Origin of the sequence: Tardiphaga sp. 172_B4_N1_3 (genome assembly GCF_052076035.1) — a bacterium.
Lineage (GTDB): Bacteria > Pseudomonadota > Alphaproteobacteria > Rhizobiales > Xanthobacteraceae > Tardiphaga > Tardiphaga robiniae.
On the sequence record NZ_CP197238.1, the window covers coordinates 372,037 to 384,347 of the forward strand.

The following is a 12,311-nucleotide window of genomic DNA, read 5'->3' on the forward strand; positions in this document are numbered from 1 at the left end:
GGATGACGCGAGGCGTAATGGGTCGTGCTCCGGCTGGCGAAGCGCGATGACAGCCGCGATCGACGTCTCCGCTCCCTCGTCAGCACGCGTTGCTGGAATGCCCGACGCGGGCGTTTCGCCGCAGCCGCCTTTGCTCGAAGTGCGTGATCTCTCGCTGTCATTCACGACGGCGCGCGGCGCATTGCCGATCACCCGGAACGTAAATTTCACCATCGCGCCGGGCGAGCGCGTTGGCTTGGTTGGTGAGAGCGGATGCGGCAAGACCGTTACCGGCCTCTCGCTGCTGCGCCTGCTGCCGCCGCAGTCGGCGCGCATTCAGGGCGATATCCTGTTCAACGGGATTAATCTAGCCACTCTGTCGCCGCGACGCATGCGCGCCGTGCGCGGCCGTGAGATCGCGATGATTTTTCAGGAGCCGATGAGCGCGCTCGATCCTGTCTTCACGGTCGGCGATCAGATCAGCGAAGCCTATCGCATCCATTTTCCGGTCAGTCGCGCGGAGGGGCGCGAGCGCGCCATCGCTGCGTTGCGCGAAGTCGGTATCCCCGCGCCGGAGCGGCGCTGCGACGAATATCCGCATCAACTCTCGGGCGGCATGCGCCAGCGCGTGATGATCGCGATGGCGTTGATCTGCAAGCCGAAGCTGCTTGTGGCCGACGAGCCCACCACAGCGCTCGATGTGACCGTGCAGGCGCAGATCACCGATCTCTTGCGTTCGTTGAGCGAGCGCACCGGCACGGCATTGATCTTCATTACCCATGATCTTGGCGTCGTCGCCGAAACCTGCACCCGCATGATCACCATGTATGCCGGTGAGGTCGTCGAGGATGCCCCGGTGGACGATGTGCTGACGCAGCCGCGTCATCCCTATACATCCGGACTGCTGCGCTCGCTGCCTAGCCTCAGCCCGCGCCGCGGCGTGCTGGCCTCGATTCCCGGCCGCGTACCGTCGCCCAATGCAATGCCCGCCGGCTGCCGCTTCCGCGCGCGCTGCAGCCACGCCGTTGCGGGCTGCGAGCAGAAACAGCCGATGGTCGAGAGCGGGAATGGCCGTGCCGCGCGCTGCTGGCGTGCTCCCGAACTCGTGCTGCCGGGGGCGGTGAATTGATGTCAGGCATGCGGAGCCACAAGCGGGACAGCGGCGGGATTCTCGCAGTGCGTGACTTGCGGATCCTGTTTCCGACCCGCGATGGCCGCGACACAGTCAAGGCGATCGACGGCATAGATTTCGAGGTCCGCGCTGGCGAGACCTTTGGCATCATCGGTGAGTCTGGCTCGGGCAAGACCACGCTTGGCCGTGCGCTGGTGTCGCTGCTGCCGCCGAGTCACGGCCAGATTCTGCATGACGGCACCGATCCGGCTGCCCTCAGCACAAGCGCATTCCGCAAGCACCGCCGCGATTACCAGATTATCTTCCAGGATCCGAATGCCGCGCTCAATCCGCGCATGACGATCATCGACAGCGTGGTCGAGCCGCTGGAGATCATGGGCGAAGGCGATCATGCCTCGCGCCATCGCCGTGGCATCGAGGTGCTGGAGCGCGTCGGCCTTGCCGCCGAAGCCGCCGATCGCTATCCGCATCAGCTGTCCGGCGGCCAGAAGCAGCGCGTTAACATCGCGCGCGTGCTGACGTTGCGGCCCAAGGTCATCGTTTGCGACGAGGTGGTGGCGGCGCTCGACGTCTCCATCCGCGGCGACGTGCTCAATCTGTTTGCCGATCTGCAGCGCGAATTCGGCCTGACCTATGTGTTCATCACCCATGACATCTCGGTGGTCTCGCACATCTCCGACCGCATCGCCGTCACCTATCTCGGCAAGCTGATGGAGCTCGGTCCGGCCGAGGATGTGGTCGAGCGGCCACTGCATCCCTATACGCGCGCGCTGCTGTCGGCCGAGCCGGTGCCGTTGCCGTCGCATTTGCGGGTCGACCGCCGCATCATTCTCGAAGGTGAAATTCCGAGCCCGGTGGCGCCGCCGTCGGGTTGCCGTTTCCGCACGCGCTGCCCGTCGGTGCAACCGCGTTGCGCCAAAGAAGTGCCAGCCTGGCGCGACGTCAAGCCGGGACACCGCGTGGCCTGCCATTTCGCCACGGCGGACGGTCCACCGCCAGACAATCAAAAAGCGCAACGCGCATCATAATCAACGGGAGGATTATCGAATGACCACCATCGACCTCAGCAAGCGGACGCTACGCCGTCGTGACATTCTGGCGCTGATGGGCGGCGCTGCCGTGACCGGCGCACTCGGCCTGCCGGCCTGGGCGCAAGAGGCCAAGAAGGGCGGCGTGCTGAAGGTCGCCGCGCCGGCCAATCCGTCGTCGCTCGATCCGGCCACCGGCGGCGCCGGCTCCGACCACAGCATTCTGTGGACCATGTATGACACGCTGGTGGAGTGGGACTACGAGACGCTGAAGCCGAAGCCGGGCATGGCGAAATGGTCGTTCCCCGATCCGAAGACCATGGTGCTCGACATCAGCGCCGGCATCAAATTCCACGATGGCACACCGATGGATGCCGAGGCCGTCAAATTCAACCTCGAGCGCAACCGCACCGATCAGCGCTCCAACGTCAAGCCCGATCTCTCCAGCGTGGAAGCGGTTGAGGTGACCGGTCCGCTGCAGGTCACGCTGAAGCTTAAGAATCCGGACACGGCACTGCCGGCCATTCTGTCGGACCGTGCTGGCATGATGGTGTCGCCGACCAATATCAAGGCGCTCGGCAATGAGACCGACCGCAAGCCGGTCGGCGCCGGGCCGTGGAAATTCGTACGCTGGAACGACAACGAGATCATCGTCGTCACCCGCCATGATCAGTACTGGCGCCAGGGGCGGCCCTATCTGGACGGCATCGAATTCAACATCATTCCGGAAAACGCTACCGCTTTGCGTTCGGTCGTCGCCGGCCAGAATGATATGGCGTTCCAGCTGCCAGCGCGATTGAAGCCGGTGATCGAGCGCGCCAAGAATCTGGAAACTGTCAGCTCGCCGACGTTGTATTGCATTCAGGTCTACTTCAATTACGGCCGCGCACCGCTCGACAACGTCAAGGTCCGTCAGGCGATCAACTTCGCGCTCGACCGCGATGCTTTCGTCAAGGCGGCGCTCAACGGCCTTGGCGAACCGGCGCGCATGACGCTGCCGAGCTCGCACTGGGCGTTCAACAAGGACGTCGCGGGGATGTATCCCAACAACACGGAAAAAGCGAAGCAGCTGCTCGCCGAGGCCGGCTACAAGGATGGTCTCGAACTGACCATAGGCGGCTATATGGATCAGGATTCCGTGCGGCGTGGCGAGGTGATCCAGGATCAGCTCGGCAAGGCTGGCATCCGCCTGAAATTCACCCGCGGCACCATTGCCGAAATCAGCGCGCAGTTCTTCGCCACCGAGAAGAAGTTCGACCTTCTTGTCTCGGCATGGACCGGGCGTCCTGATCCGAGCATGACCTACGGGCTGAGCTTTGACAAAGGCGCCTATTACAATGCGGGCCGTAGCGGCGAGCCGGAGTTGTCGAAGTTGATCCAGGAGAGCCGTGTCAGCGAAGATCTCGCCAAGCGCGCCGATGTGTTCGCCAAGATCCAGAAATTTACGGTGGAGAACGCCCTGTCGGCACCGCTCGCATTCCAGTTTGAACTCGATGCGCTGTCCGCCAAGGTGAAGGGCTTCAGGCCCAATCTGCTCGGCAAGCCGAAATTCGAAAACATCTCGCTCGGCTAATCCGTCCGACACAGCAACCGGCGCCGCGATCATCGCGGCGTCCTTAACTGGTGTGAATTGCGCATGTTGAATTCCGGACGCTTCCGCATCATCGGTCGTCGCCTCCTGCAGACAATCCCTGTGGTGGTGCTGTCAACCTTCATCGTGTTCGGCCTGCTCAAGCTGGTGCCGGGCGATGTTGCGGTGACGCTTGCTGGCGACAATGCGTCGGAGCAGCGGATCGCCGAAATCCGCGAGCTCTACGGACTGAACCAGCCATTCCTGCTGCAATATGGCTCGTGGCTCTGGAAGGCGGCGCATGGCGATCTCTCCAGCTCGCTGATCTCCAACGAAGCGGTGCTGACCTCGATCCAGCGCTGCCTGCCGCATACGCTGCTGATCGTCGCACTCGCGCTATTCATGGCGATGTTGGTCGGCATCCCCCTGGGCATTGCCGCGGCAACCAAGCCGGGCTCGAGGATCGACGGCTTCGTCATGGCGATTGCCTCACTCGGTGTCGCCGTGCCGAATTTTTGGCTCGGCATGCTGCTCGTGGCGTTCTTCTCGCTGCAGCTCAATTGGCTGCCGGCCACGGGTGCAGTATCGCTCATGAAAGATCCATGGGCGTCGCTCAGTCATGCCATCCTGCCGGCGGTAGCGCTTGCGTCCGGCGGCATTGCCGAGGTGGCGCGGCAATTGCGGTCGTCACTCGTCGAGATACTGTCGTCGCAACAGGTTCGCACGCTGCACGCCAAGGGTTTGCCGCCATCATCGATCCTGTGGCGTCACGGTTTGAAGAATGTCAGCGTCAACCTGCTCACCGTCGTCAGCCTGCTCGCGAACCGCCTGCTCGCGGCGACCGTCGTGGTCGAGGCAGTGTTCGCGATTCCCGGCATGGGCGGATTGATCGTCAACGGCGCGATGAACCGCGATTTCCCGGTGGTGCAGGGCGTCGTGTTCACCATGGTCCTGATCGTCGTCACGCTCAATCTGCTCACGGACATTCTCTACAGCGTCCTCGATCCGAGGATTTCGTCATGACGGATGCTGTGATGGCGCCCGAAGGTCGACCGGGACGTTTCTCGGGTTTTGTACGCTGGTTCGTCAGTGATCTACGCGGTGCTTTCAGCCTGACTTTCCTCGTCGCGCTGTTCATGATCTCGGTCCTCGGCCCGTGGATCTCGCCATACGCGCCGGCTGCGCAGGATCTCGACGCGGCGTTGGCGACCATGTCGACTCAACATTGGCTGGGTGCTGACGATCTCGGTCGCGATACGCTCAGTCGCCTGATCTATGGCGGTATGGCGTCGCTCTATGCGAGTTTCCTTGCGGTGACGATCGCCGTTTTGATCGGCGTGCCAGTCGGCATTCTCGCTGGCTATCTCGGCGGCTGGGTCGATACGGTGATCAGCCGTGTTATCGACAGCTTCCTGTCGTTCCCGGCCATCGTGCTGGCGATCGCCGTGACAGGTGCGCTCGGCATCGGCCTCACCAACGGCATGATCTCGGTTGGCATCGTGTTTTCGCCGCAGCTTGCGCGCCTCGTCCGTGCGCGCACGCTGGTGGTGCGCAATGAGCTTTATGTCGATGCCGCGCGCTGTTTCGGCGGATCAACGCCACGCATTCTTTGGCGTCATGTGCTGCCGAACGCGATCCAGCCCGTCATCGTGCAGGTCACGCTGTTGCTGGCCGCGGCGCTCCTGGCGGAAGCGAGCCTCAGTTTCCTCGGCCTCGGCATCCAGCCGCCGGATCCGAGCTGGGGCTCGATGCTGGCGCGCGCCTATCAGAATATGGAAATCGCGCCCGAGCAGATGTATCCGCCCGGCCTCGCCATCCTGTTCACCGCACTGGCCTTCAACACACTGGGTGAATCGCTGCGCGTAGCGCTCGACCCGACCATGAAACGTAATTGACCAAGACCAAGAACAAGGAAGACGGTGATGACCGCAAGCGCCAAAGAAACTGAATATCTCGCCATGCTGCACGAGCTGTGGGCTAAGGCCTGGCCGAAGGGCACGCCGGACAAGCCGCAATATCTGCATGGCGAGGTGGCGCTCACCGAATATTTGCGCGCGTGGGCCAAGCGCAATCCTGAAAAGCCTGCGGTGATCTTTTACGGTCACGTCACCACCTATGCCGAACTCGACGCGCAGAGTGATCGTTTCGCGGCGTTGCTGATGGAGAAGGGCGTTCGCAAGGGCGACCGTGTCGCGGTGTTCCTGCCGAATTGCCCGCAATTCCATATCGTATTCTTCGGCATCCTCAAACTTGGCGCTATCCACGTCCCCGTCAGCCCGCTGTCGCGCGCGTTCGAATTGTCCTACGAATTGAATGATACCGACGCCGAAGTCATCGTGGCACTGGATCAGCTGGCGCCAGTGGTGGACCAGGTGCGGAGCGAGTCCAAGCTGCGCGAAGTGATCGTTACCAGTTTCGCGGATGTACTTCCGGCCAAGCCGACCATTCCCGTCCCTGACTCGATCAGTGCGCCGCGCATTGTCATCTCCGGTGCGACCGATCTGTTACCGGCGCTGGCTGTGCTGCCCGCGCCAAAGCCGCTTCCGCCCGCCGGGCTCGATGATATCGCCGCGCTGAATTACACCGGTGGCACCACCGGCATGCCAAAGGGCTGCGTGCACACCCAGCGCGATATGGTCTATACGGCCGCCGCCAATCACGGCATCTCCGTCGTCGCTAATGAAGACAGCGTCTTCTTGTCGTTCTTTCCAGAGTTCTGGATTGCCGGTGAGAATTTCGGCCTGATCTTCCCGATGTTTACGGGCGCAACGCTTGTCCTGCTGGCGCGCTGGGATGCGATCGGGGCACTGTCGGCCATCGATTGCTACAAGGTCAATGTCACTGCGATGCCGGTCGATGGCGCTGTCGAACTGATGGACCATCCACGGTTCGGGGAATTCGACCTGTCGTCGCTCAATCAGGTGCGCGTCGTGTCCTTCGTGAAGAAGCTCAATCCGGCCTATCGCAAGCGCTGGAAGGATCTCACCGGCACGATCCTGACCGAAGCGTCGTGGGGAATGACCGAAACCCATACATCCAACACCCTTACGGCCGGTTTCCAGGATAATGATTTCGATCTTCTGTCGCAGCCGATCTTCGTTGGGCTCCCGGTGCCAGGTGCCGAGTTCAAAATCACCGATTTCGAAACCGGCGAACTGATGCCACTCGGCGGCGAGGGCGAGATCCGTGTTCGCACGCCGTCTCTGCTGAAGAGCTACTGGAATAAGCCGGAAGCAACAGCGGAGTCGTTGATCGATGGCTGGCTGCGGACGGGTGATATCGGCACCATCGATACCGACGGCTTCCTGCATTTCCTCGGTCGTCGCAAAGAGATGCTGAAGGTCAAGGGCATGAGCGTATTCCCGCCGGAGATCGAGGCGCTGCTCGGGCAGCATCCGAAGGTTCTCGGATCGGGCGTGGTCGGCCGTGAAGATGCCAGCAAGGGGCAAGTGCCGGTCGCATTCATCCAGCTCAAGCCGGAAGAGAGAGGCACCATCACGCCAGCGGAACTGCAGGCGTGGTGTGCCGAACGGATGGCCGTCTACAAGGTGCCTGAGATCCGCATCATCGACGCGCTGCCGATGACTGCCACCGGCAAGGTGAAGAAGCAGGAACTCGACGCAAACGCGCCGCAGTAAATCGAAACGTTACATGGCCCTGGGTGTGGATGATGGCACCCCGGATCGCGTCTGTTGTTCACGGAGAGTTTTGATGCCCTTTCGCAAGTTGCTGATTGCCAATCGCGGCGAGATCGCCATTCGTATCGCGCGCGCCGCGGCGGACGCCGGCCTTGCCACCGTTGCCATATATCCAGCCGATGACGCGCTGTCGCTGCATGTACGGATCGCCGACGAGTCTACGGAAATCCCCGGCCGTGGTGCGCGTGCTTATCTCGACATCGAAGGTGTGATTGGTGCAGCGAAAGCCACCGGCTGTGATGCGCTGCATCCGGGCTACGGCTTTCTCAGCGAGAACGCCGATCTGGCCCGCCGCTGCGCCGAAGAGGGCATCACCTTTGTCGGCCCGTCACCCGCGGCATTGCAGCTGTTTGGCGACAAGGTTGCGGCCAAGCAACTCGCCAAGCGTTGTGGTGTGCCGATCATCGCGGGCACCACGGGCCCCTCGACGCTTGATGAGGTGAAAGCGTTCTTCACATCGCTCGGGAGCAATGCCGCCGTGATGATCAAGGCCATGGCTGGCGGCGGCGGCCGCGGCATGCGCGTGGTCGAACGCGCCGCAGATCTCGACGACGCCTATGCGCGTTGTCAGTCTGAGGCCAAGGCGGCCTTCGGCAACGACGGCGTCTATGTCGAGCGTCTCATTCGCAATGCCCGTCATATCGAAGTGCAGATCATCGGCGATCGTCACGGCGATATCAGCCAGCTCTGGGAGCGTGAATGCACGATCCAGCGCCGCAATCAGAAGCTGGTCGAAGTAGCGCCGAGTCCGTCGCTGTCACACAAATTGCGCAGCCGCATCGTTGAAGCCGCCAAAAATCTTGCGGCGGAGGCGAAGTATGACAGCCTCGGTACGTTCGAATTCCTGGTCGATGGCGAGGTTGGCGAGGGCGATGGCGCCTTCGCCTTTATCGAGGCCAATCCGCGGCTGCAAGTCGAGCACACCGTGACCGAGGAAGTGCTGTCGGTCGATCTGGTGCGGTCGCAGCTCGCCGTTGCCGGCGGCGCCACGCTGGCGTCGCTCGGCCTCGATCAGGCCTCGGTGCCGAGCCCGCGCGGTTTCGCCATGCAGCTCCGCATCAATATGGAGACCATGGATGCCACCGGCGCCACAAAACCGACCGGCGGCACGCTCGCGATTTTCGAGCCACCGTCAGGCCCGGGCGTGCGTGTCGATACGTTCGGTTATGCCGGTTACAAGACCAGTGCTGCCTTCGACTCGTTGCTGGCCAAGGTGATCGTCCACACGCCGTCGTCGAAATGGTCCGACGCCATAGCCAAGGGCACGCGAGCCCTGCGCGAATTCCGCATCGAGGGCGTCGCCACCAATATTCCGTTGATGCGGGCGATCCTGGCCAACGCCGATTTCCAGGCCAATCGGATCAACACCAGCTTCATCGATCGCAACGTCGCCGATCTGGTCGCTGCCACACTGACAGCGGGCAAGCCGCTATTCGCCGTCAGCGGATCAACCGGTGATGCACGGACCTCCGCCGGCGTCGTACAGCCCGCGCCGGAAGGATCGGTCCCGGTCGCGGCGCCGCTGCAGGGCACGGTCGTGTCCATCCCGGTGGCCGAAGGCGATGTTGTCAGGCCCGGCCAGCAACTCGCCATCATCGAATCCATGAAGATGGAGCATCTGGTGACTGCGGAGCAGGGCGGTCGCGTCACCCGGATCGCGGCATCCGATGGCGTCACGCTAATGCAGGGCGAGCCCATTCTGTATATCGAACCGCAGGACGTGGCCGGCGACCTCGCGACCGAGGAAACGGAGATCGATCTCGACCACATCCGGCCGGACCTCGCTGAACTGATTGCTCGCCAGGGGATCACGCTCGATGAAAACCGGCCCTCTTCGGTCGAGCGCCGGCGCAAGACCAATCAGCGCACCGCGCGCGAGAATATTGCGCAACTGGTCGATGATGGCTCCTTCATGGAATACGGCAGCCTCGCCATCGCCGGCCAGCGGCGGCGCCGCGCGGTCGATGATCTCATCAAGAACACGCCGGCCGATGGTCTGGTCGCCGGTACGGCCACGGTCAATGCTGCGAAATTCGGCAAGCACGAAGCACGCTGTATGGTGATCTCCTATGACTATACGGTGCTGGCCGGCACCCAAGGTCATATGAACCACAAGAAGATCGACCGCATGCTGTCGCTGGTCGAGCAGTGGAAAATGCCGCTAGTGTTCTATGCCGAAGGCGGCGGCGGTCGTCCCGGCGATACCGACCGGCTCGGCATGACGGGTCTCGACGGGCCATCTTTCGTGCAATTCGCCAAACTTTCGGGTCTCGTCCCGGTGGTCGGTGTGGTGTCCGGCTATTGCTTCGCGGGCAATGCTGCGATGCTCGGTTGTTGTGACGTTATCATCGCCACGAAGAACGCCTCGATCGGCATGGGTGGTCCTGCGATGATCGAAGGCGGGGGCCTCGGCGTCTATCATCCGGCCGAAGTCGGACCGGTGTCGTTCCAATCGCCGAACGGCGTCGTCGATATTCTGGTCGAGGACGAGGAGGAAGCGACACGGGCCGCGCAGAAATATCTGTCCTACTTCCAGGGCGCTGTGACGGAATGGCGTGCGTCCGATCAGCGGCTGCTGCGACGTGCGATCCCGGAGAACCGGTTGCGCGTCTATGACATCCGCGCGGTGATCGATCTGATCGCTGATGAGGACTCCGTGCTCGAAATCCGGCGCGATTTCGGCGTCGGCATGATCACCGCGTTCATTCGTATCGAGGGTAAGCCATTCGGCCTGATTGCCAACAATCCCAAACATCTCGGCGGTGCCATCGACGCCGCGGCTGGAGACAAGGCGGCGCGCTTTCTGCAGCTCTGCGATGCATTTGACATTCCGATCGTGTCGCTCTGCGACACGCCGGGCTTCATGGTCGGGCCGGAAGCGGAGAAGACTGCGATCGTGCGCCATGTCGCGCGTATGTTCGTCACCGGCGCGAGCATCACAGTGCCGTTGTTCGGCATCGTGCTGCGCAAGGGCTATGGACTCGGCGCGCAGTCGATGATCGGCGGCGGTTTCCACGCCTCGTTCTTCACGGCGGCGTGGCCAACCGGAGAATTCGGCGGCATGGGGCTGGAAGGCTACGTGCGGCTCGGCTTCCGCAAGGAAATGGAGGCGATCGCCGATCCGGTGGAGCGCGAGGCCTATTACAAGAATAAGGTCGCTGAGCTCTATGCCAACGGCAAGGCGACCTCGATCGCGTCGGTGTTCGAGATCGACAATGTCATCGACCCCGCGGAAACGCGCCGCTGGGTGATGGCCGGCCTGCGTTCGGTGCCGAAGCCGCCGCAACGCGAGGGTCGCAAGCGCCCCTGTGTCGATACCTGGTAGCCACAGCGAACTGACGGCTCACATTCCCGGAGGAGTTTCCAATGATATCAAAAGCATTCGATACGGTGATTGAGGACGCCGGAAATGCACTGATCGGCCCATGGCGACAGCCCCGACAGATGCTCCATGCGCAGACTTACGACTCTCACGCATCCATTCACGACGATGCCACCGCGCAGAAGCTCGGCTTCAAGGGCGGGACCATCGAGGGCCCGACCCATTTCAGCCAGTTTGCACCGCTTTGCGAACGACTGTGGGGCAAGGACTGGTTCGAGACGGGCTGTATCTCGGCGCATTATCGTGCTGCCGCCTTTGAGGGCGAGGAGGTACAGGCCATTGTCGAAAAGCCGATTGGTGACGGGCATTATTGCACGATCAGGATGGCGAAGCGTGACGGCACCGAAGTGTTGCGCGGCAGTGCCTCAATCGGCCGCGATGCGCCAGCCTCCGCCCTCGACATACGGCTGACCGAACTGAAGCCGCTGACAGATGCTGTGATCCTGCGCGACATCGCGGTCGGCATGACCACAGCACCGCAGATTGTCCGGATGGATTTCGATCAGAAGATGGGCGAGCTCTATCCATTCTCGCTTGAACAGAAGCTCAAAGTCATCACCGAGCCGTCGCCATATTACGCGCCCGAGAGCGCAGGCAATTCGCCATGGGGACGCGCGATCATTCCGATGGAAATGCTCAGTGTGTTATTTCAGCACGGCAGCAAGAAGGATCGTCTGCCGGTCAAGGGGCCGGCAGTCGGCCTGTTCGCTGATCAGGAAATCCGGTTGCTACGAGGTCCGCTGTTTGTTGGAGAAGACTACCGCATAGACCGAAAGGTCGTCGCGATGTCCGGCAGCAAACGCACCGAGAGTCTGTGGGTGCGCACCGAAGTCTTCAATAGCTCGAACGCGCTGGTCGCGACGATGCTGCTCAATCTGGCGACGCTCAAGGAATCCTACGCCAGCTACGACCAAGAATTCGCTGCGCTTCCTCGAAGCCGCGCGTAGCCTGATACGCTATCTTTGGTTCAAGGGGCGGCCAAACCGGGACAAAGAGCGTCGGCAATCAGACAAAATCATCCCGGGATGTGACGCTCGTCACATCCACCTCCAGCGGGACGCAGTAAGGCTATGTGCCTTATCTGGAGGCAATCATGAGTGCATCGGAAGATAAACTGGAGCAGTCCTATCGTCGATTATACCATCGCTTGATGATCGGGGCCGGAGTGATTTGCGCCGTCCTCATGTGCGCGATCGTGGTTGGGCAAACCGCCGCAGTCCCTGCCATCATGAAGCAAATCGTTTCAGGCTTTAACGATGTACATCCGTCGTCAGGGGCGGAGGCGCCGTCGCTACGCGCAGGTCGCAGTTGTCGGCTGAAGAACTCCTGGTCTATGATCGGGATAGCACCATTCGGTCCGGCGGCAGGTATCGATGACAACGGCTGGCGTATCAAAGTCGAGTCGCGTGGCGACGTGGTTGCAATCTAGTCGTCAGGAGCGGCGTCCTGAAATCGCCGTTGTTCAAGTCTAGCTAACAAGTTTTTGGCGGGCAAAATTGAGTGTGATCCGTCCGCGATACCG

Annotated in this window: 9 protein-coding genes; all 9 read left to right on the forward strand. The window is 61.9% G+C overall.

Annotated features, from left to right (window positions below):
• The first annotated feature begins 46 nt into the window (after positions 1–46).
• The 9 genes from AB7783_RS01675 (at position 47) to AB7783_RS01715 (ending at position 12,218) form a co-directional block, all read left to right on the forward strand.
• The gene (locus AB7783_RS01675) at positions 47–1,108 is read left to right on the forward strand and encodes an ABC transporter ATP-binding protein (RefSeq protein ID WP_441276629.1); all 1,062 of its coding nucleotides are present in this window, start codon (positions 47–49) and stop codon (positions 1,106–1,108) included.
• A gap of 8 nt (positions 1,109–1,116) precedes the next feature.
• The gene (locus AB7783_RS01680) at positions 1,117–2,139 is read left to right on the forward strand and encodes an ABC transporter ATP-binding protein (protein ID WP_441276630.1); all 1,023 of its coding nucleotides are present in this window, start codon (positions 1,117–1,119) and stop codon (positions 2,137–2,139) included.
• 19 nt (positions 2,140–2,158) lie between these two features.
• A complete protein-coding gene (locus AB7783_RS01685; RefSeq protein ID WP_441276631.1) occupies positions 2,159–3,712 on the forward strand; it encodes an ABC transporter substrate-binding protein in 1,554 nt (517 codons plus the stop codon).
• Positions 3,713–3,775: 63 nt separating this feature from the next.
• A complete protein-coding gene (locus AB7783_RS01690) occupies positions 3,776–4,732 on the forward strand; it encodes an ABC transporter permease (protein ID WP_441276632.1) in 957 nt (318 codons plus the stop codon).
• Positions 4,729–5,604 carry an ABC transporter permease gene (locus tag AB7783_RS01695; RefSeq protein WP_441276633.1) on the forward strand — a complete coding sequence of 292 codons (876 nt, stop codon included), beginning with the start codon at positions 4,729–4,731 and terminating at the stop codon, positions 5,602–5,604. The genes AB7783_RS01690 and AB7783_RS01695 overlap by 4 nt, the downstream gene beginning before the upstream one ends.
• A 27-nt stretch (positions 5,605–5,631) precedes the next feature.
• The gene (locus AB7783_RS01700) at positions 5,632–7,347 is read left to right on the forward strand and encodes an AMP-binding protein (RefSeq protein WP_441276634.1); all 1,716 of its coding nucleotides are present in this window, start codon (positions 5,632–5,634) and stop codon (positions 7,345–7,347) included.
• Positions 7,348–7,420: 73 nt separating this feature from the next.
• Positions 7,421–10,732, forward strand: coding sequence for a carboxyl transferase domain-containing protein (locus AB7783_RS01705; RefSeq protein ID WP_441276635.1), 3,312 nt, complete (start codon positions 7,421–7,423; stop codon positions 10,730–10,732).
• A gap of 41 nt (positions 10,733–10,773) precedes the next feature.
• Complete coding sequence (locus AB7783_RS01710) at positions 10,774–11,736, forward strand: hypothetical protein (RefSeq protein ID WP_441276636.1); 963 nt, start codon at positions 10,774–10,776, stop codon at positions 11,734–11,736.
• 146 nt (positions 11,737–11,882) lie between these two features.
• The gene (locus AB7783_RS01715) at positions 11,883–12,218 is read left to right on the forward strand and encodes a hypothetical protein (protein ID WP_441276637.1); all 336 of its coding nucleotides are present in this window, start codon (positions 11,883–11,885) and stop codon (positions 12,216–12,218) included.
• The last annotated feature ends 93 nt before the right edge of the window (positions 12,219–12,311 follow it).